Origin of the sequence: Campylobacter sp. RM12647 (assembly GCF_020138135.1) — a bacterium.
Lineage (GTDB): Bacteria > Campylobacterota > Campylobacteria > Campylobacterales > Campylobacteraceae > Campylobacter_E.
The window spans coordinates 14,717-34,323 of the sequence record NZ_JACGAS010000020.1; the positions used below are offsets into that span (position 1 = coordinate 14,717).

At 26.7% G+C, this 19,607-nt stretch carries 20 protein-coding genes; 5 read left to right on the forward strand and 15 right to left on the reverse strand.

The window, feature by feature from the left end; genetic code table 11:
- Positions 1 to 127: 127 nt before the first annotated feature.
- The 6 genes from AVBRAN12647_RS07435 to AVBRAN12647_RS07460 are packed head-to-tail and all read right to left on the reverse strand — an operon-like array spanning position 128 to position 6,517.
- Positions 128 to 1,216 (reverse strand): DNA adenine methylase, encoded by a 1,089-nt coding sequence (locus tag AVBRAN12647_RS07435; RefSeq protein ID WP_336614944.1) that lies wholly within the window; start codon positions 1,214 to 1,216, stop codon positions 128 to 130.
- Positions 1,216 to 3,033, reverse strand: coding sequence for a molecular chaperone HtpG (gene htpG / locus AVBRAN12647_RS07440; protein WP_336614945.1), 1,818 nt, complete (start codon positions 3,031 to 3,033; stop codon positions 1,216 to 1,218). The genes AVBRAN12647_RS07435 and htpG overlap by 1 nt, the downstream gene beginning before the upstream one ends.
- Before the next feature lie 8 nt (positions 3,034 to 3,041).
- The gene (gene crcB / locus AVBRAN12647_RS07445) at positions 3,042 to 3,407 is read right to left on the reverse strand and encodes a fluoride efflux transporter CrcB (RefSeq protein WP_214117327.1); all 366 of its coding nucleotides are present in this window, start codon (positions 3,405 to 3,407) and stop codon (positions 3,042 to 3,044) included.
- Entirely contained in the window at positions 3,404 to 4,087 is a 684-nt protein-coding gene (locus AVBRAN12647_RS07450; RefSeq protein WP_336614946.1) for a lysophospholipid acyltransferase family protein, read from the reverse strand. Before AVBRAN12647_RS07450 ends, crcB begins: the two co-directional genes overlap by 4 nt.
- Complete coding sequence (locus tag AVBRAN12647_RS07455; protein ID WP_214117324.1) at positions 4,071 to 5,222, reverse strand: hypothetical protein; 1,152 nt, start codon at positions 5,220 to 5,222, stop codon at positions 4,071 to 4,073. The genes AVBRAN12647_RS07450 and AVBRAN12647_RS07455 overlap by 17 nt, the downstream gene beginning before the upstream one ends.
- A complete protein-coding gene (locus AVBRAN12647_RS07460; protein WP_442862279.1) occupies positions 5,222 to 6,517 on the reverse strand; it encodes a S41 family peptidase in 1,296 nt (431 codons plus the stop codon). Before AVBRAN12647_RS07460 ends, AVBRAN12647_RS07455 begins: the two co-directional genes overlap by 1 nt.
- Positions 6,518 to 6,672: 155 nt before the next feature.
- Between AVBRAN12647_RS07460 and AVBRAN12647_RS07465 the strand changes: the two genes are divergently transcribed.
- The gene (locus tag AVBRAN12647_RS07465) at positions 6,673 to 9,240 is read left to right on the forward strand and encodes an ATP-dependent Clp protease ATP-binding subunit (protein ID WP_336614948.1); all 2,568 of its coding nucleotides are present in this window, start codon (positions 6,673 to 6,675) and stop codon (positions 9,238 to 9,240) included.
- An 11-nt stretch (positions 9,241 to 9,251) separates the two neighbouring features.
- Here the strand turns inward: AVBRAN12647_RS07465 and AVBRAN12647_RS07470 are convergent, their stop codons facing one another.
- The 5 genes from AVBRAN12647_RS07470 to AVBRAN12647_RS07490 are packed head-to-tail and all read right to left on the reverse strand — an operon-like array spanning position 9,252 to position 12,201.
- Positions 9,252 to 10,325, reverse strand: a complete 1,074-nt coding sequence (locus AVBRAN12647_RS07470; RefSeq protein WP_336614949.1) for an SLC13 family permease — start codon at positions 10,323 to 10,325, stop codon at positions 9,252 to 9,254.
- 33 nt (positions 10,326 to 10,358) lie between these two features.
- Complete coding sequence (locus AVBRAN12647_RS07475) at positions 10,359 to 10,763, reverse strand: hypothetical protein (protein WP_214120428.1); 405 nt, start codon at positions 10,761 to 10,763, stop codon at positions 10,359 to 10,361.
- Between the two features lie 46 nt (positions 10,764 to 10,809).
- A complete protein-coding gene (locus AVBRAN12647_RS07480; protein ID WP_214117317.1) occupies positions 10,810 to 11,340 on the reverse strand; it encodes an SCO family protein in 531 nt (176 codons plus the stop codon).
- 1 nt (position 11,341) lies between these two features.
- Positions 11,342 to 11,776: a hypothetical protein gene (locus tag AVBRAN12647_RS07485; protein WP_336614950.1), complete on the reverse strand. Its 435-nt coding sequence runs from the start codon at positions 11,774 to 11,776 to the stop codon at positions 11,342 to 11,344.
- A complete protein-coding gene (locus AVBRAN12647_RS07490; protein ID WP_336613902.1) occupies positions 11,776 to 12,201 on the reverse strand; it encodes a copper chaperone PCu(A)C in 426 nt (141 codons plus the stop codon). The genes AVBRAN12647_RS07485 and AVBRAN12647_RS07490 overlap by 1 nt, the downstream gene beginning before the upstream one ends.
- Positions 12,202 to 12,345: 144 nt before the next feature.
- Between AVBRAN12647_RS07490 and AVBRAN12647_RS07495 the strand changes: the two genes are divergently transcribed.
- Entirely contained in the window at positions 12,346 to 13,308 is a 963-nt protein-coding gene (locus tag AVBRAN12647_RS07495; protein WP_214117312.1) for a L,D-transpeptidase family protein, read from the forward strand.
- Positions 13,308 to 14,297 (forward strand): alanine racemase, encoded by a 990-nt coding sequence (locus AVBRAN12647_RS07500; protein WP_214117309.1) that lies wholly within the window; start codon positions 13,308 to 13,310, stop codon positions 14,295 to 14,297. Before AVBRAN12647_RS07495 ends, AVBRAN12647_RS07500 begins: the two co-directional genes overlap by 1 nt.
- Here AVBRAN12647_RS07500 and AVBRAN12647_RS07505 read toward each other — a convergent pair.
- Both AVBRAN12647_RS07505 and AVBRAN12647_RS07510 read right to left on the reverse strand, forming a co-directional pair.
- On the reverse strand, positions 14,294 to 15,325 hold the full coding sequence (locus AVBRAN12647_RS07505; protein WP_214149804.1) for an AI-2E family transporter: 1,032 nt from the start codon (positions 15,323 to 15,325) through the stop codon (positions 14,294 to 14,296). The genes AVBRAN12647_RS07500 and AVBRAN12647_RS07505 overlap by 4 nt on opposite strands.
- Positions 15,322 to 15,741, reverse strand: coding sequence for an Hpt domain-containing protein (locus AVBRAN12647_RS07510; protein WP_214117301.1), 420 nt, complete (start codon positions 15,739 to 15,741; stop codon positions 15,322 to 15,324). Before AVBRAN12647_RS07510 ends, AVBRAN12647_RS07505 begins: the two co-directional genes overlap by 4 nt.
- Before the next feature lie 68 nt (positions 15,742 to 15,809).
- On the opposite strand from AVBRAN12647_RS07510, the gene ruvB reads away from it, so the two are divergent.
- Complete coding sequence (gene ruvB, locus AVBRAN12647_RS07515; RefSeq protein WP_214117299.1) at positions 15,810 to 16,820, forward strand: Holliday junction branch migration DNA helicase RuvB; 1,011 nt, start codon at positions 15,810 to 15,812, stop codon at positions 16,818 to 16,820.
- A gap of 22 nt (positions 16,821 to 16,842) precedes the next feature.
- Here the strand turns inward: ruvB and AVBRAN12647_RS07520 are convergent, their stop codons facing one another.
- Positions 16,843 to 17,835 (reverse strand): pyridoxal phosphate-dependent aminotransferase, encoded by a 993-nt coding sequence (locus AVBRAN12647_RS07520; protein WP_336614951.1) that lies wholly within the window; start codon positions 17,833 to 17,835, stop codon positions 16,843 to 16,845.
- Positions 17,828 to 18,970 carry an aminoacetone oxidase family FAD-binding enzyme gene (locus AVBRAN12647_RS07525; RefSeq protein ID WP_336614952.1) on the reverse strand — a complete coding sequence of 381 codons (1,143 nt, stop codon included), beginning with the start codon at positions 18,968 to 18,970 and terminating at the stop codon, positions 17,828 to 17,830. The genes AVBRAN12647_RS07520 and AVBRAN12647_RS07525 overlap by 8 nt, the downstream gene beginning before the upstream one ends.
- Before the next feature lie 34 nt (positions 18,971 to 19,004).
- On the opposite strand from AVBRAN12647_RS07525, the gene rdgB reads away from it, so the two are divergent.
- Positions 19,005 to 19,598 carry an RdgB/HAM1 family non-canonical purine NTP pyrophosphatase gene (gene rdgB, locus AVBRAN12647_RS07530; protein WP_214117295.1) on the forward strand — a complete coding sequence of 198 codons (594 nt, stop codon included), beginning with the start codon at positions 19,005 to 19,007 and terminating at the stop codon, positions 19,596 to 19,598.
- Positions 19,599 to 19,607 lie beyond the last annotated feature (9 nt).

A 19,607-nucleotide genomic window follows, 5' to 3' on the forward strand; every position in this document is an offset into this window, starting at 1 on the left:
ATTCTTTTAATAAAAATATAAATATTTATGATAATTTTAAGTCTTTATTATAAGTAGTATATTTTGTAGATAAAAATAAGGCTTTAGGTAATTTTTGTGATTAAGCATATTAAATCATATATTATTTTTATATTTTTTTAAGGATATATAAAATCTCTTTTACATGGATTTTACGATTATTTAGATTTCTACTTGCTCTAAAGGTATTATATTTTTGCTCTAATATATTTAAGCTACCAAATTTTAAAAGAGTGTTTTTAAATTCATCTTCACTTATTATGCCTTCGTTGTTATATGAGATTAAAATTATTTTTGCTTTTAGATTATTTATTAGTTCAAAAAAGCTTTCGCTAGCTGTTTTTTTAGAATTATAAACGCTTTTATTCCAATCCTTTGTAATACCTGAAACCTTAGAAATATCTTGTGGTTTAATATAATTTGTAATTAGATTTAGCATAAAATAATTTGAGCCATAAGGGTGCTGATTGTAAGGCGGGTCGATATAGCACAAATCACAATCAAGCTCGTTTGCTAAAATATTTGCGTCGTTTTGAAACACATTAAAAGCTACATTATGGTTTGAAAAAATAGGCATTGCTAATTCAATATTAGCAATAATTCTACTAAGAGCATTTTTGCCATTTCCGCCCCATTCTCCTATGCCGTTTTTATTCTTGTAAAAGCCTTTAAAAACACCACTTGTATTTACTTTTACACTAGCTTCATATAAAAGTGGTGCTAAAAAGTATTTTTTATATTTGTGATTTTCTAGTAATAATCTTGCTGTATCAATATAACTAGCATTATAATTTGTATAAAAAGCTCTATCATTTTGAGTGATATTTAGCTCATCTTTAGGAGAGTAAAGCTCTCGTATAAAGCCGTTTTCATTAAAATTATTAATGATTTGTTCTTTTAGTTTTTTATGCTCTATTTCAAGCTCTTTATAAAAATTATTATCAATATTTGATAAATAGCATTCATTGATTGCTTTGCTATAACTTTCTAAATCATTTGCTATTAAATAGCTTGAGTGTTGTTTTAAAAATCTTGCGACAATGCCACTGCCACTAAACAAATCAACCGAGCTTAATTTATCTTTTTTAAGCTCGGTTTTTGCATATTTTACGCCTTTTTCAATAAAGCCTAATAATGAGCGTTTATTGCCTAAATAAGTAATTATTTGTTCGCTTAAATAGGCTTTGTTTTCTTGCATTAAAACGCTTTTTTAGCTAGATTTATAACAGCTTCGTTAAACTCACTAACCTTAGCAAATTCTAAGCCTTGAGCAAGTGCTGCGGTGCCATAAGCTATAAATGCTAGATTTTTAAGGCTATCTTCGTTATTTTCGTTTATTAGTTTTGCTACTAATTCGTGTTTTGCATTTAGTTGTAAAACGCCTTTAGCATTCATTTTTTCTCCGCTAAATTGAGCCATCATTTTAGCCATCATATATTCTTGGTCTTTAGTATCATAAACTAAGCTTGATAATGAGCTTTCTAAAGAATTAGATAAAACTACTTCTTTTACATCATTTTCTAATATTTTGCTTAATTTTTCACAAAAGCCTTTTTGCTCATCGTTTAATTCATCTTTTTTGATTTCATCAACTTCGTTTATAGCTTTTAAATCAAAATCTTTATATTTATGAACCATAGGAATTACGATTGGGTCAATCTTGTCGCTTAAAAGCAATACATTTATGCCATTTTTTTTGTAGCTTTCAAGTAAAGGTGAGTGTTTTAATAATTCTTTGTTTTCACCGATTAGATAATAAATAGTTTTATTTTCGCCTAAATTAGCACAATATTCATCAAGTGTGATTTGACTATCGTTTTGACTATTATCAAATTTGCATAATGCTAAAATTTCATCTTTGTTTGCACTTGGGTCAAACAATGCTTCTTTTAATACAGCACCAAATAATTTATAAAACTCATCATATTTATTAGCGTCATTTTTTTGTAATTTTTCTAATTCACCTAAAATCTTTTTAGTGCTGATTTCTTTGATTTTTCTTAAAATTACATTTTCTTGTAGTATCTCACGACTTACATTTAAAGGTAAATCCTCAACATCAAGCACACCTTTAACAAATCTTAAGTAACTTGGTAAAATCTCTTCTTTTTCGCTAATTAATACTCTTTTTACATAAAGTTTTATACCTTTTTCATAATCTACTCTATATAAATCGTGTGGAGCATTTGCAGGGATAAAAAATAAGCTTGAATATTCTAAAGAACCGCCCTCGCTTTTAGTATGAACATATAAAATCGGCTCTTTGCTATCATAACTTATGCCTTCATAGAATTTTAAATAATCTTCTTTTTTAAGGCTTGCTTTGTTTTCTCTCCATAAAGCTTTTGCTTTATTGATTTGCTCGAATTTTAATTCAGTTTTAGCGTCTTCTCCTTCGCCAACACTTATTTCTTTTTCTAAGAAAATCGGATAAGAAATATGATTTGAATACTTGCTAACTAGGTTTTCAATAGTGTGAGTGTTTAAAAACTCATCATCTTTTAAATGTAGAACTATTTTTGTGCCAAAACTATCTTTATTTGTTTTAGTGATTTCATAACCATTTGTATCAGAACTCCATAAAAACGAATCATTGCTTAAGGCTTTTTTAGTATAAACTTCAATTTTATTTGCAACCATAAATGCTGAATAAAATCCAACACCAAATTGACCTATCAAATCGCTATTTTTCTTAGCATCTTCGCTTAAATTTTCTAAGAATTTCTTAGTTCCACTTGAAGCAATTGTGCCTAAATTATTATTTAAATCAGCTTCGTCCATACCTATGCCGTTATCTTCTATGATTAATAATTTAGCGTCTTTATTAATGCTAATTCTAATACTAGGATTAAAGCTAATTCCTTTATAAGCTTCATCGCTAAGGCTTAAGAAATTTAGCTTATCTATAGCGTCGCTTGAGTTTGATATAAGCTCTCTTAAAAATATTTCTTTATTTGAGTAAAGTGAATGAATCATTAAATTAAGTAATTGATTTACTTCGGTTTTAAATTCCATATTTTCTCCTATTTAAAAAAATTTAAAGCAATATAAGTTGCTATTAGTCCAAATACTACATTTAAAATAATATTTGCACTAAAGGCAACGAAGCCTAATGATTTTAATAATGTTATGCTCTCATAAGTAATTGATGAAAAAGTAGTAAAAGCACCTAAAAATCCTACTACTATTAATAATCTTATCTCGTTTAAACTCTCGTAATTTTTAGCTAGTGCATAAAATAATCCTATCAAAAAACAACCTATTAAATTAACGATTAATGTCCCAGCTATAAAGAATTTAAAATCAAAATTACGATTTATAAAAGTGCTTAAAATATATCTTAAAACAGCACCAATGGCTCCACCTAAAGCAACCATAAAAATATTCACTCATTAGCCTTGAAATATTCATTAATTGCTTCTTGCATTAAGTCTTTTGCATTGTCTAATTCGTTAGCTTTTAGTGGTTGTAAAGGTATTATTGTAAGTTTTTTACCTAAGTGAATTGTTATTCTTTTACTATCTAAAATCTCTTTTGAACCAATAATTACAATAGGTTGAACTAAAACATCTAACTTAGTAGCTAGCATTGAAGCGCCTTTTTTAAATCTTAATAACTCATAGCCATCACTTCTAGTTCCTTCAGGAAACATAGATATGTTTCTATTATTATTTAATCTATCGTTTGCTTCATTTATAACTCTTACAAAATCTCTTGCGTTTTCTCTATCTATTGAAATCATTTTAGGTAATTTTATGATATTTCCAAAGAAAAATAATTCTTCAATCTGTTTTTTTGCAATCCAAGCTAAATCGTATGGATATATATCTTCAAGTGCGATAATATCTAGCATTGAGCGATGATTTAGGATAATCATTCTTGCATTAGGATTAAAATCGCCTTTTATTTCTATTTTATAACAGCACAATTTACGGATAAATTTTGCCCAAGTTTTTCTAATAACCCAATTGTTTTTAGGGAAAATAAACATTAAAACAATTACAAAAGCAATACTGATTGCTATGATTATTGCTAGAAAAATACTTAAGATTTTATTCAATATCTTCATTTTTTACCCAACCACTTGTATTTTCATCAAGTGCTATTTTTACAAAATTGTCTTTTTTGGTTATGATTTTTACTTCTTTTATGTCAGTATTTTTATAAAAAATAGTTGAATTATTAGTTGGTAAAATTCTAACACTTGCACCTGATTTTAATTTAGCACTACTAAAATTCCCACCATCAATAAAGCTAAAAGCTACAAAAACTATAGCAAGTGCTATTAAAGAAAAAAACCTTTTAAAAATTACTACAATTATGAGACAAATTACAGCTAAGATTAAGCTTCCAATTTGTAAATAAAAATTAATTTCTTTTGTTATTGGATTTAAGTCTGTTTGAGTGCTTATTTCTTCAGATTCTACTATGATTTTATTAGAATATTCTATGAATTTATTTTCTAATGGGTCATAATATGAAAAAGAGAAATTTTTCATATTATTAGGAAAAATTAAAGCAATTGAGCATTTTGCATTTTCATAGTCTTTTCCGACATTTGTAATACTTTGCGATTTTGCAGTTTTTAAAGAAAAATTATTAAAATTAGTGTTATTTGCTTTTGCGTCCATTCCACATATAACGCTAGTTTCATCATATTCAGTGCATTTTAAATTCGTAATTTTTAAATCACTTGCAACTAACTCTACATAATCTTTATTAAATTTTAATTCTTCAATTTTTAAATTATCTAGGCTGATTTTAGCATTTCCTACTTCTTGAGTATTTCTAAATAACTTAGCATCAATTGAGTTTAGTTTAGCATTTGCTGTATTTGCTTGAAAATAAACACGAGTAGTATAAATTCCATTTTCGCTATTAAATTTAATATCTTTATTTAATTGTTGCATATCAATGCTTTTTTCAAAATTAATTTGCGGAGTAAAATTTGTTTTGTAATTAGAATTAATTGTTATATCTATATAAAAAACTTCTTTAGTTTTTACAGAATTTTTTGAAAAATTAGCATTAATAGCAAGTTCTACTTTATCATTAAATTCTTCTTTAATATCGCTAGTAAAACTATTTGCATCTTCATTATTTTGATTAAGGTTTGTATAAACTTGAGCGTCCATTACACTTAATTCTTTTGATGGAGCTGCAAATAAAATACTAGCAAATATCAAAAAGATTATTTTTTTCATTAATTTCCTTTAATTACTAAGATTTTTAAAGCGTCAATTGCTGATTTTAATTGAGAATCTTCATTGATTTGCTCTTGAGTTAGCGTATTTTTATCAGTTTTGTTTTCTTTTTTACCATCAATTTTTTCTAATTCATTTTCTAGGTGTTTTTTAAGTTCGCTTTCTTTTATACTAAAGCCACTATCTTCAGTATTTACCTTACCAGGATACACAACAATATCAGGAGTAACTCCTACTGCTTGAATTGTTCTTCCACTTGGTAGATAGTATTTTGCAATTGTTAGTTTTATACCTTCTTTATCATTGATTTCTCTAATCATTTGAACACTTCCTTTGCCAAAAGTCTTCTCACCAACAATAATCGCTCTTTTTCTATCTTGCATAGCTCCACTTACGATTTCGCTTGCACTTGCACTTCCACCATTTACAATTATACTAATAGGTATTTTTGTATTTATTGCAGCACCTTTAATTGCTAAAGTATCTATTTTAGCACTTTCATCTCTTCCTTTTTGAGATACTAAAATACCTTTATCAATAAATAAATTCAATAAATCTGTAGCTTGATTTAATAAACCACCTGGATTGTTTCTTAAATCAATTACTATCCCTTTAATATCCTTATTAATAGCTAATGCGTCTTTTACTTTACTTACAACATTTCTATCAAAACTTGTAATTCTAATGTATAAAAAGTCTGTATTTTCTATTTTTTTAGTATAAACGCTTTCAACTTTTATAATATCTCTTGTTATCGTAAAATCTAGTGGCTTTTTCTCGCCTTTTCTATATATTGTAATATTAATCTTAGTATTTGGTTTGCCACGCATTTTAGAAACTGCGTCATCAAGATTCATTCCTATCGTGCTTTCATTTTCAATTTTTAAAATAACATCGCCTGATTTTATACCAATTTTATCAGCAGGTGTTCCTTCAATTGGTGCAATAACGGTTATTGCATTATCTTTAATTGATAAAGTCATTCCAAGACCGCCAAATTCTCCGTTTGTGCTTTCTTGTAAAGATTTGAAATTCTTTTCATTTAAAAATGCTGAATGTGCGTCAAGATTACTCAATAATCCTTCTAAAGATTTATCCACAAGTTGCTCTATACTGATTTCATCAACATAATTTGCTTCAATCATTCTAAAAGTTTTAATAAGCTTTGAAAATGCTTGTCTTTCAGCTTCTTCATCAGTTTTTGCAAACAACGAAATTCCAAGTGCAACACACAAAAATATCTTTTTATTAAAATTCACGATAGCTCCAATAAGATTTAAGATTAAAGCTGTGATTTTAACGCAATTTTTTAAATACAAGTAAGCAATTATGTGTATTTTTAAATAAAAAACTTAGCACTTAATATATTTAAGTGATAAATTTAATTTTATACTTGACAATAATAGACTAAAGTAATATAATGCGAACCATATCAATTAAAGGAGATAATATGAATATTCAAGATAAATTAACAAATCAATTTAATGAAACTTTAAGTCAAGCAGTAAGCTTATGTGTATTTAATAAAAATCCAAATATAGAACCATTTCATATTTTATGGGCTATTGCTAATGATTCAAGCTCTATTCTTAATCAAGTATTTAATAAATTATCAATAGATAAAACCGCAATTTCACTAATGCTAAAAAGCAAGGCTGATAATTTAGTAAAAAGCGATGGAGTAAATGCTAATAATGTAAAACCTAGCAATGCGCTTTTAACTTCACTTGAAAAGGCTATTGGATTTGCTTTAAGTAAAGGTGATAGCTACTTAAGCACTGATATGTGGATAATTAGTGAGTGTGATAAGGGTGGAATTTGTGAGTTATTAAAAGATTATTTAGATTTACTTGTATTAAAAAGCGAATTAAATGCTTTAAGAGGCGATAGAAAAATTAGCGAAAAAGAGCAAGATGATATAAGTAATAAAGAATTAGAAAAATACACCACAAATCTAGTTGAATTAGCAAAATCAGGCAAACTTGACCCAATTACAGGAAGAGATAATGAATTAGAAAGGCTTATGCAAATCTTAATTAGAAAAAGCAAAAATAATCCTATTTTATTAGGTGAGCCAGGAGTTGGTAAAACAGCTATAGTAGAAGCCCTAGCTCAAGCAATTGCTAATAAACAAGTGCCAAGCTCTTTAGCTAATAAACAAATATTAAGTCTTGATTTAGCAGCACTTGTTGCAGGAGCAAAATATCGCGGGGAATTTGAAGAAAGACTTAAAAATATAATTGAAAGTGTAAAAGCAAATCCTAATATTATAATTTTCATTGATGAAATTCATACAATATTAGGTGCAGGTGCAAGTGAAGGAAGTATGGATGCTGCTAATATACTTAAACCTGCTTTAAGTAGGGGCGAGTTTAAAACCATTGGTGCAACCACTTTAAAAGAATATAAAAAATATTTTGAAAAAGATGCTGCAATGCAAAGAAGATTTCAAAGCATAATTGTGAATGAACCAAGCGTAAATGATGCAATAGCAATGCTTAGGGGTCTTAAAGAAAGATTAAGCGCTCATCATAATGTAAGTATTAATGATAAAGCTTTAGTAGCTGCTGTTAAGCTTAGTAATCGTTATATTCAAGGAAGATTTTTACCTGATAAAGCAATAGATTTAATAGATGAAGCTGCAGCTGAACTTAAAATGCAAATTGAAAGTGAGCCAAGTGCTTTAAGAAATGTAAAAAATAATATCGTTAGATTAAGAGTTGAAAAAGAAGCTTTATTAATGGAAGGTGAAGAAAAAAATAAAGAAAGATTAAAAGAAATTGAAAATGAATTAAGTGAATTTAGCGAAGAAGAAAGAAAATTAAGAATGAAATTTGAAAACGAGCAAAGAGTATTTGCCGAAATTTCAAAGAAAATGAACGAGATTAATAATTTGCAAAATGAAGCAAATATTGCAAAAAATAAAGGTGATTATCAAAAAGCAGGAGAGATTGAATACGGAAAAATCCCACAAGTTAAAAACGAGCTTGAGAATGCTAAAGCAAATTGGCAAGAGTTAAAACAAAGTGGAACTTTACTTAAAAACGAAGTTGATGATGAGCAAGTCGCTTTAATTTTGGCAAAAATGACAGGAATAAAGGTTAGTAAATTACTAAGCAATGAGAGTGAAAAATACTTAAATCTTGAAAATAATTTACAAACTCGTGTAGTAGGACAAGATAAAGCTATAAAAGCTCTAGCTCGTGCAGTAAGGGCAAATAAAGCAGGGCTTAGCGATACTAATCGTCCTATAGGAAGCTTTTTATTCCTAGGACCTACAGGAGTTGGTAAAACTGAATTAGCAAAAGCAATTGCAAAAGAGCTTTTTGATGATGAAAAGGCTTTAATTCGTTTTGATATGAATGAATACGCTGAAAGTTATAGAGTAAGCAATTTAATAGGTTCTGCGGTTGGTTATGTAGGAAGTGATGAAGGCGGACAATTAACAGAAGCTGTTAAAAATAGACCTTATTCGGTGCTACTTTTTGATGAGATAGAAAAGGCTCATCCTGAGATATTTAATATATTTTTAAATATGTTAGATGAAGGAGCTTTAACTGATAACAAAGGCTTTAGGGTTGATTTTAAAAACACTTTAATAATATTTACAAGTAATATTGGAGCAGCTAAATTTGTAGATATTAAAAATGAAAAAGAAAGAAATGAATTAATAAATAAAGAATTATTAAAATACTTTAAACCTGAATTTGTAAATAGGCTTGATGAAATAGTAGGATTTAATGCTTTAAATAAAGATTTATGCTTACAAATTGTTGATATTTTACTTAAAAATACTAGCAATAAATTAGCTGAACTTGGAATTAGCTTTAGTATAAGTGAGAATGCAAGATTAGAAATTTTAAATCTAGGATATAGTGATGAATATGGTGCTAGAGCCTTAAAAAGAACTATATATCAAGAAATTGATTCAAGACTTAGTGAACTTATTTTACAAGGGAATTTGAAATCTTTTGTAGAAGTTGATTTTGATAAGGAATTTATATTTAATACGAAATAATTTTATCCCGATTAAATTCGGGATAATTCTTTAAAAATTACTAAAATTATTAAAAATACAATATTTATCCAAGTAAAATTGATTATATATTTAAAAGCTTTATTTTTATAAGAATTAATATAGTATTTATAAGAAATTAAACTCGCCATAGAAGCTATTAAAGTCCCTAATGAGCCAATATTTACCCCTAATAATAATTCTTTATAATCATTTGTAAAACTAGCTAAAAACACACAAGCAGGAACATTGCTAATAATCCAAGATAAAAATATACTTAGATAAAAAATATCAAATTCTTTAATACTTATAAAATAACTTATATTTTTTACAAATATAAAAAGATTTATAAAAATTATAATAAGAGAAAAATCAGCTTTAAAAATTGCGTTTTTATTGCTAATAAATAAGCTTATAAAAACTATAAAAAAGCCTAAAAATATATTTAAAATATCACTAACACATAAAATTGATATGAAAAATAATGCTAGGTTTTGGATAAATAATTTTTGATTTATTTGAGTTTTTATAAGATTTTTTAGTTTTATGTTTTTGTTTTTAATATTTATGGTAAAAATAAATAATAATATTAAAGATATAATGCAGTAAATATAAGTGCTTTTAAAAAAGCTTAAAAAATCTAAATGAAAATATGTGAATATAAATAAATTTTGTGGATTTCCAAATGGGGTTAGCATTGAGCCAAGATTTGCTGCTATTGTTTGTAATATTATGATTTGCATAGTAAATTTTTTCGCTTTTAATTCTTTTAATAAATAAATACTAAAAGGCACAAAACAAAGCAACGCTACATCATTAGTAACCAACATAGAGCTAAAAAAACATATTAGTATTAGTAAAATTGCTATGATTTTTAATTTGGTAATTTTGTTTAATACATAAAAGGCAAGTAGCTTAAATGCTCCTATTAATTCTAAGGATTTATTAACAGCTATAAACATAGAAAGTAAGGCAAGTGTCTTAAAACTTATAAAATCGTATAAAGAATTTAAATAAGTAAAATTAATACCTTTAAAAATAATTAAAACAACAAAACTAATTAATGAAAGAATAAATGTAAATAGCATAAGTTTAATTCATTCCGAAAAACGGAATGAATATTAATAATCGTCTTTTTCGCTTACTTGATATTCAAGCTCTTCAATTCTATCTTCTAAACCATAAATAATCTCTTTTAATTTTTCAAGTTCCATAAAGATTTTATCGCTTGAGTTTTTATCACGATTATTATTGAATTGTTTCATAATACCAAGTTCAGCTTTTAATTTTTCAATTTCATTTTGTAATTCTTCAACTTTACTTACTTCGTTAGACAATGTAGTTTCCTTTGATTTAGATTTAACAGCTTTATCTTCAACTACTTCTTTTTCTACTTTTTCAGCTTTTGTTGCAGTTGGTTTTTTTGCTACTTCTTTAGAAGTTTCTTTTTTACTTACTTCTTTTTTAGCAGTAGTTTTTTTAGCTGTTTGCTTTGTTTCTTTTTCGCTAGTTTTTTTAGTAGCCATTATTTCTCCTTTATATATTTAAAAACCGAATTGTAAAAGTAAATAGTTAATTATTACCTAAAAATTCGCTAATTTTTTTCTTAACATTCGCATTTGTTAAATTGCTTATTTCTCCTTTGAAATTACCATCTTTATCAATTATATAAAAACTTGAGCTATGAGCTACGGTGTATTCAGCAGCACTATCTTGATAAATATACTCATATTTTACCCCATAGTTTTTTGAAATTCTTTTAAGCTCATCTTCGCTAGGCACAAGTCCTAGTGAGTTTTTATAAAAATATTGCACATATTCATTTATATCATTTGCCGTATCTCTTTTAGGGTCAAGACTAATAAATAATATTTTTATATCATTTCTATTTAATTCATTCAAAGCTTTAGTGGCAATAGCTAAAGAAGTAGGGCATATATCAGCACACAATGTGTAGCCAAAGTAAATTAATAAATTATCTCCTTTAAAATCTTTAAGGGTATAAGTTTTATCACCTGCTCCTTTTAAATTAAAATCATATTTATTATTAAAACAAGCAGTTAAGATTAATCCTAAAAAAATAAAAATAATTAGCTTTTTCATACTATCTCCTAACATCAAAATCTATAGATAAATCAAGGCTTTTATTGTCATTAAATAATTCTAATCTATATCTCATAGTATTTTCAGTACAAGCACTAAAAACAATATCTGCAATATAAGCATTATCAATCTTTTCAAATTCTCCTACAATATCTCCCATATACATATTAAGCCCATAAAGTCTTGCATTTAATTTGGGAAAATCTTCTAAATTTTTAATAATCACTTTTGTTTCTTCTAAGGTTTTTAGCGGTTTTGGACTTAAATCAAATATGATTTTTTTATCATTATAATCTACTTCACACTCACTTACATTTAAATCGCAACTAAGTGGAGTTAATGTAGTGATTAACTCCCTTTTTTTAGAATTTGGATAAAAATAAAACAAACTTGCAAAAATAGCAATTATTACTAATAAAAATATTAATTTTTTCATTAATGAGCATGAATTATTGATTTTGCTGGAATGTCTTTTAATTCAACTTTTTCGCCATTACTAAAGCTTAGTTCTAAATTAAGTTTAGTATCTTCTTTAATGCTATCTTTAATATCCATTAGCATAATATGATAGCTTTTTGGTTTTAGTTCTAAAGTATCATTTGCCTTGATTGTTGCGTCTTGTATTCTAATCATTTTCATCATACCATCTTCGTGAATATGAGTGTGGATTTCTGTATTTTTTGCAAAATCACATTTAGCATCAACTAACTTTATATCTTCATTTGAGTTGTTTTTAATACTCATAAAAATAGCTGAATTTTTTGCATTTGGTGGGGTAATTTTAACATAAGGCTCACTTATTTCTATATTGTTTGCAAATAAACTTGCACTTAAACTTAACGCTAATAATATCTTTTTCATTGAATTCTCCTTTTTAATAAAAACGATAAGGATTATAAATAAATTTTTCTTAATGAAAGCAATAATCAAAAAAACATTTTTGGTATTAACTTAGCTTTAAAATTACTTTTTATAATTAGTCCTTAACTTTTATAGGAGCTAATAGTGAAAAAAATCATAATTTTATTATTATCAATTTATTTATATTCAGACAATTTATTACAAATTTATTTAAAAGATGGTATAGGTGCAGTTGAAAATAAGCTTGAAGCTGGACTTAGTGATGTTAAGTTTTGGCAAACTCAATTGCAAGGACTTGATTTAAAATATGGATACTATAGCGATGATGCTATGGTGGTAGTAGTTGATAAAGATAAACAAAAATTAGTTTTATTTGAAGAAAAAAACAACAAATTAACACCTAAATTCGAGCAAAGTGTAATAACAGGTCTTATGGGTAATAAAGAAAGAGAAGGGGACTTAAAAACCCCTATTGGAGCTTATCAGGTTTTAAACAAAATGGTTCCACCTGATAATTATTATGGACCTTATGCTTTTGTTTTAAACTATCCTAATTTATATGATAAAGTTCGTAAAAAAACAGGCTCTGGAATTTGGATTCATGGTTTTCCACTTGAAGGCGATGTAAGATATGATGCTTATAAGACTAAGGGTTGTGTTGTAATGACTAATGATGTTTTGCTAGATTTTAATGGCATTGTAAATAATAAAAAAATATATGTATTAATTAATGAAAAAGGCGTTGTTAGCACAAATGCTGATGAAATTGCTTTAATATTGGCTAATTTATTTGACTGGAAAAATGCTTGGACTAATAATGATTATAAAACATATCTTAGTTATTATAGTGATGAATTTATTAAATATGATGGCACGAAAATATCTGCTTTTAAGGAGCAAAAAAAGGCAATTTTTAGTAGAAAGCAGGATAAAACAATACAATTTAAAGATATAAATATAATTCCTTATCCTAATTTAGAGCAAAGAAAAATATTTAAGATTACTTTTTATGAAAATTATGCTACTTCAAGTTATACTTTTAATGGCGAAAAAGTTTTATATATTGAATTAGTAAATGGAAAAATGTCAATCTTAACGGAGCAATAATGGCATTTATCACAATTAATAAAGCAAATTATTTTCATAATTTAAATGAGTGCTTAAAAAAAGTTAGTAGCATTGATAAATTAATCATTATTTTAAAAGACAATGCTTACGGGCACGATATTAATATAATTAGTGATTTGGCTTTAGAATTTGGTATTAAAAATGTCGCAGTAAAAAACATAAATGAAGCTAGTATTATTCAAAATAAATTTAAAAATATATTAATACTATCTCAAATTCCAAAGCATTATAAAGCTTGCGATAATTATATTTTAGCTATTAATGATTTGAGTTATTTTGATTATTTAAATAATGAAGATAAAGTCGCTTTAAAACTTGATACTAATATGCATAGAAGTGGAATATGTGAAAACAATTTAGAATTAGCTCTAAAAATTATTAAAGAAAAAAAGCTGAAATTAGTATCAGCTTTCACTCATTATTCAAGTCCAAATAATATTAAAAATCAAAAACCACTTTATATAAAAATGTGCGAGTTTATAAAGAATAATTATTCTGATGAAGTGTTTTTTCACTCTGCAAATTCTAGCACTTTATTTTTAGATGAAAATGAATATGATAAGGCCGCTAGAGTAGGTTTAGCACAATTTGGATATTGCGATGTAAAGGCTAATTTAAAGCCGGTTTTAAGTCTTTGGGCTGAAAAAATTAGCTCAAGAATTATTAGTGCTGGAGATAGTATTGGATATGATGAGATTTTTGTATCTAATAAGGATTTAAAAGTTGCTAATTATGATTTAGGATATGGAGATGGGCTTTTATATTATAAAGGTTTAAAAGAATTTAAATTAGCAAATAACGAACAAGTTTTAGGCAAAATCTCAATGGATAGCTTTAGCATTGAAGATACTAATAAAGAAAATATCTGCGTATTTAACGATGCTTTAAAATACGCAAATTATTTTAATACTAATGTTTATGAAGCTTTAGTTAGATTAAATCCAAGTATTAAAAAAATAATAATTTAATGCTTTTCTATAATTAATACATAAAGTTTTACAACTGATAAAAATAAAGCCAAAATAGCAGGCCCTAATATAACTCCCCAAAAGCCGAATGTAGAAATACCAGCAATCATTGCAAAAAATATCAAAAGCTCATTTACATTTGCTGGTGTTTTTAACAATTTTTCATTAATCCATCTAATTATTAATGGTTTTACAAAAGTATCTGCAATAATAGAAATCATAATAATTGAATAAAGCGCAATTATTATAGCATTTGCTGTATTGCCGTGAGAGTATTCATATAAACTAACAGGAACCCAAAGTAGAGCACCGCCTATTAATGGAATTAGCGAAGATATTGCATATAAAATACCCATTAAAAGTCCGTTATATCCAAAATACATTAAAAATACTGCAAATAATAAACCTTCAAAAACAGCAGTAATAATTACAGAATAAAACACAACGCTCATTACATTAGATACTTCGCCTAATACATTTTCAAATTCACTTTTTTTAAGCGGCATAAGTTTTCTAAAAAATCCTACAAGTTCTACTCCGTAATAATTTGCGAAGAAATAAAATATTATTATTAATATAAGTTCAGTAAAGAATTTAACACCTGATTTTGTAAAATTTGAAGCATAATTTAATATATTTTTACCTACATTATTTAAATCTATTTCATTTAAAGCTTCTTTTACTTTTGGCTCTATGTAGTCTAAATTGCTTGGCAAATTAAATTCTGCTGATTTTAATTTTGTAATTGTTGTTTGAATTTGAGCTATATCTAAGTCTTTAATTGAGCTTGCTAAAGAAAAGCTAGTGTATGCAAGTGGAGCAAAAAATAATAAAGACATCATAGTTGTTAAAACTATTGGAGCTACATATTTTCTTTTTGTTTTTACGAATATTTTATGATGAAGATTTGCAGTAGCAACTGCCATTAAAACAGCAATTGCAATAGTTAATAAAAAAGGTTTAAATAAATAAAGCAAACAACATAAAACCAATAAAACAATAGCTGTTATAAAATATTTAGCATTCATTTATTTAGCCTTTGTGGTAGGTGAATAATTTTTGGATTTAAAGCTGATAGATAAGGATTATTATCGTTAAAATCTCTTTTGTATATCATAAATTGGTCAGTTACAAAAAGTAGCCAATCTACTAATTCATCGCTAGCAGGACCTCTCATATCTCTAGCTTCATCTAAGACATCTTCAACAATTTTACAAATATTTACGAATTGATTAATTTTTAAAAAACCACTAGCGCTTTTCATATTATGAAACATTCTAAAAAGCTCATTTACTTTATTTTTATATTTATCTTCATCTTCAAGTGCGATAATAACAGGCTCTAAAGAATCGCAAAAAATATTAAAATGGGTCATAAAATCATCAACGATATCAAAATCAAATTCTAATTCTAATTGCCCTAAAAGTCCTAAATTTTTATTCATGTAATCACTCGTTTTTATATTTTGCTAAGATTATACAAATTATTTACAAACATTATTTAAGGTAAAAAATGGAAAGAATAGTTGAAATTGAACAATTTAAAGATGATAGCAAATATGAAATTAGCCTAAGACCAAGCACTTTTGATGAATATGTAGGTCAAAACAAAACTAAAGAGAATTTAAAAGTATTTATAAAATCAGCAAAGTTAAGAAATGCTCCGCTTGATCATACTTTATTTTTTGGCCCTGCAGGTCTTGGAAAAACCACTTTAGCAAATATAATTGCAAATGAAATGGGAGTAAATATTAAAACAACAGCAGCGCCTATGATAGAAAAAAGCGGAGATTTAGCTGCAATTCTTACAAATCTTGAAGATGGAGATATATTATTTATTGATGAAATTCATCGCTTAAGTCCTGCTATTGAAGAAGTTTTATATCCAGCGATGGAGGACTTTCGTCTTGATATTATAATAGGAAGTGGTCCTGCAGCTCAAACCGTTAAAATTGATTTAGCTAAGTTTTGCTTAATTGCAGCTACTACTAAAAGCGGTGGAATTTCAACTCCGCTTAGGGATAGATTTGGGATTAATTGTAGGCTAGAGTTTTATACCCCTGATGAACTTGCCTTAATTATTAGCAAAGCTGCTTTAAAGCTTGATATTACCTGTGATAACGACGCTAGTAAAGAAATAGCTAAAAGATGCAGAAGCACCCCAAGAATTGCCCTTAGACTTCTTAAAAGAGTTAGGGATTTTGCCATAGTAAATAATGAAACAAAAATCACTTTAAAAAGAGCTAAATTAGCGCTTGAGAGTTTAGGCGTAAATGAATTAGGTCTTGATGAGTGTGATTTAAATTATCTTGAGTTTTTATGCAAGGCTAAAAAAGCAGTGGGCTTAAATACTATTGCAGCAGCTTTAAGTGAAGATGAAAGAACTATTGAAGATGTAATCGAGCCTTATTTAATAGCAAATAATTACATAGAAAAAAGTGCAAAAGGAAGGGTAGCAACCACTAAAGCTTATTCGCTTTTAAAATTAAGTGGTTATACACCTTCTTTATTTGATATAAATTAAGAATTAAATTCTTAATTTATTTTTACACTAAATCTTTTTCTTTTGCTAATTTTAAGGCTTTAAAAAATACATTTAATTCTTCAATATTTCCTACGCTAATTCTGTTAAATAAAGGATAATTATGTATTTTTCTACCTACTTTAACGCCGTTTTCTAGCATAAAATTATGATAATTTTCGCTTTTTATTTTATGTAAAATAAAATTAGCATTAGATTTAAAATAAAAAATATCCAACTCATTTAAAACTTGCTCTAATTTAGCCTTATTTTCTAAGGTCATAGCTCTTGTTTTACTTACAAATTCTTCATCTTTTAAAGCATTTATAGCACAAAATAAAGCATAAGCATTGATATTGTCTATTAAAATAAACTCATCAATAAAAGAAAGCAATTCATTTTCAGCAATAGCATATCCTATTCTAAGCCCTGCTAGAGCATAGATTTTAGAAAAGGTTCTAGTAATTATTATATTTTTTTGACATTTTTTAATACTTATAAAATTAGTATTGTATTCAGCATAAGCTTCATCTAAAATCATATAAGTATTATCCTTACAAATTGAGCATAAATACTCTAAATCATTTTGGCTAAGCTCTTTTGCACTTGGGTTGTTTGGATTGGTAATATAAATTAAATTATATGAGTTTTTTAATGGCTTTATATCATTTACATTTAGGATAAAATCATCTTTTAAATAAATATAAGTGATTTTTACTTTTAAAGCTTTTGCAATGCTTAAAACCAAATCAAATGTTGGCATAGGAACTATTAAATTAAGCTCTTTATTTTCGCTTTTTGCTCTTGCATTTAAAGCACAAATTGTTCTATAAATAATATCGCTTGAGCCACAACCTAAGCTTATGTTATTTGATTTTACATTATGCTTTTTGGCTAGTTCTTCTTTTAGCAAATACTCGCTATCGCAAGGGTATTTACACATTAAATCATAATCATTCATAATGCTTTTAAAATCGTGCTTTATTAAGGTATTTTCATTATTTGATAAATCAATCATCTTTTAACTCCTTGTTTAAATAATTTGCCAATTTTTTTGCACTAGCAAATGCAAAATGTATATTAAATCCGCCTAAAATCCCTGCTACATTTAAACATTCACCTATGAAAAATAAACCTTTATTTTCTAAGCTTTCATAATGCTCATTTAGGCTTTTTAGGCTAACTCCACCTTTACAAACTTCTGCTTTATTAAAGCCTAGATTTCCTGCTGGTGCGAACTCATAATTATATAATTTATTTATAATCTCTTTTTCTTCTAAATTATATTTATTCATTGCTTTATCGCTTAAATTATTTGCGTTTAAGTATTCTTTAATAAAAGCTTTAGGTAAAGGTAAATGCGTGCTAGCTTGCTTTAAACTACTAAAATCTATTTTAAAATCATTTAAAAAATTAATTTTGATTTTGCCCTTAGTCCAAAACAATGAAGCACTCAAAACCACAGGGCCGCTAATACTTTTATGGGTAAATAACATAGAACCTTTAAAAATATCATTAATGCAAACTTCAATGCTAATTCCACTAAGATTTTTCATAAAAAACTCATCTTTTTGTAAAGTAAGTGGCACTAAAGCAGGTAAAAACTCGCTAAATCCTATTTGAAATTCTTTTGCAATTTTTAATGCAATATCGCTTACTCCTAAAGTAGCAAAAGAAATTCCACCGGTAGCAATTACTACATTTTTAGCTAAAAACTCGCCTTTATTTGTGATGATTTTATAAGAATTATTTGCCTTTTCTAAGCCTAAAACTTTAGTATTTAGTATAATTTTTGATTTATTTTGACTTAATAATCTATCAAGGATTAATGAAGAATTAGGAGCAAAAAACTGCTTATTTCTAATTTTATTAAACTTAATTCCTTTAAAAAAATTAAGATTATCTTGATAGCTAAACTCATCTAAACTTTGCTTTAATTTATCATAATCATCGCATAAATACGATTTAATATTGATATTTTCATTCGTTACATTGCATTTGCCACCACCACTTATTAAAAGTTTTTTAGCAACGGCGTTATTTTGCTCTAAAATTAAAGCATTTTTTTTCAAATTAGCAGCCAAAAATAATCCCGCTGCTCCAGCTCCAATAATTATTAAATCTTTAATGGTTTGTCCTTTTGGTATTTTTATTACTTATAATACTAAAAATTATAAAGGATAGATAATGAAAATAATAATTGCGAGTTCAAATAGTGGTAAATTAAAAGAATTTAAAGAATTATTAACAAATTGTGAGCTTTATTTAGCAAGTGATTTTGTTAGTGATTTTAATCCTATTGAAAATGGAAATAGCTTTAAACAAAATGCAAAAATTAAAGCAAAAGCATTGTGGGATAAATTAAGCGAAGAAGATAAGAAAAATTATGCAGTATTAGCTGATGATAGTGGTCTTTGCGTTGAGGCTTTAGATAATGCTCCAGGCATTTTTTCTGCTAGATACGCAAATGATTTTAGTGATGAAAAAGATGCTAAAAATAGAGAAAAATTACGCCTTGAATTAACTAAAGTTGGAGTTGATTTTAGTAAGGCTAGTTTTGTTTGTGTTTTATGCTTAATTACTAATTCAAAGATAGAATTTGCAAAAGGCGTTTGTGATGGAACGATTAGTAAAATAGAAAGCGGTAATAATGGTTTTGGCTATGATAGTATGTTTATTCCTTTAGGATTAAGTAAGACTTTTGCAGAGCTTAGTCAAGATGAAAAAAATAAAATTAGCCACAGATTTAAGGCTTTAGAAGAATTAAAAAAGATTTTTTAATAAATTACA

Excerpts from the sequence above, each read along its gene's own strand:
- AVBRAN12647_RS07465 (WP_336614948.1), top strand. The coding sequence starts at position 6,673 with ATGAATATTCAAGATAAATTAACAAATCAATTTAATGAAACTTTAAGT.
- AVBRAN12647_RS07490 (WP_336613902.1), bottom strand. The coding sequence starts at position 12,201 with ATGAAAAAGATATTATTAGCGTTAAGTTTAAGTGCAAGTTTATTTGCA.
- AVBRAN12647_RS07450 (WP_336614946.1), bottom strand. The coding sequence starts at position 4,087 with ATGAAGATATTGAATAAAATCTTAAGTATTTTTCTAGCAATAATCATA.
- AVBRAN12647_RS07510 (WP_214117301.1), bottom strand. The coding sequence starts at position 15,741 with ATGAATAAAAATTTAGGACTTTTAGGGCAATTAGAATTAGAATTTGAT.
- AVBRAN12647_RS07485 (WP_336614950.1), bottom strand. The coding sequence starts at position 11,776 with ATGAAAAAATTAATATTTTTATTAGTAATAATTGCTATTTTTGCAAGT.
- AVBRAN12647_RS07475 (WP_214120428.1), bottom strand. The coding sequence starts at position 10,763 with ATGGCTACTAAAAAAACTAGCGAAAAAGAAACAAAGCAAACAGCTAAA.
- AVBRAN12647_RS07470 (WP_336614949.1), bottom strand. The coding sequence starts at position 10,325 with ATGCTATTTACATTTATTCTTTCATTAATTAGTTTTGTTGTTTTAATT.
- AVBRAN12647_RS07520 (WP_336614951.1), bottom strand. The coding sequence starts at position 17,835 with ATGATTGATTTATCAAATAATGAAAATACCTTAATAAAGCACGATTTT.
- AVBRAN12647_RS07500 (WP_214117309.1), top strand. The coding sequence starts at position 13,308 with ATGGCATTTATCACAATTAATAAAGCAAATTATTTTCATAATTTAAAT.
- rdgB (WP_214117295.1), top strand. The coding sequence starts at position 19,005 with ATGAAAATAATAATTGCGAGTTCAAATAGTGGTAAATTAAAAGAATTT.
- htpG (WP_336614945.1), bottom strand. The coding sequence starts at position 3,033 with ATGGAATTTAAAACCGAAGTAAATCAATTACTTAATTTAATGATTCAT.
- AVBRAN12647_RS07435 (WP_336614944.1), bottom strand. The coding sequence starts at position 1,216 with ATGCAAGAAAACAAAGCCTATTTAAGCGAACAAATAATTACTTATTTA.
- AVBRAN12647_RS07455 (WP_214117324.1), bottom strand. The coding sequence starts at position 5,222 with ATGAAAAAAATAATCTTTTTGATATTTGCTAGTATTTTATTTGCAGCT.
- AVBRAN12647_RS07480 (WP_214117317.1), bottom strand. The coding sequence starts at position 11,340 with ATGAAAAAGCTAATTATTTTTATTTTTTTAGGATTAATCTTAACTGCT.
- AVBRAN12647_RS07505 (WP_214149804.1), bottom strand. The coding sequence starts at position 15,325 with ATGAATGCTAAATATTTTATAACAGCTATTGTTTTATTGGTTTTATGT.
- ruvB (WP_214117299.1), top strand. The coding sequence starts at position 15,810 with ATGGAAAGAATAGTTGAAATTGAACAATTTAAAGATGATAGCAAATAT.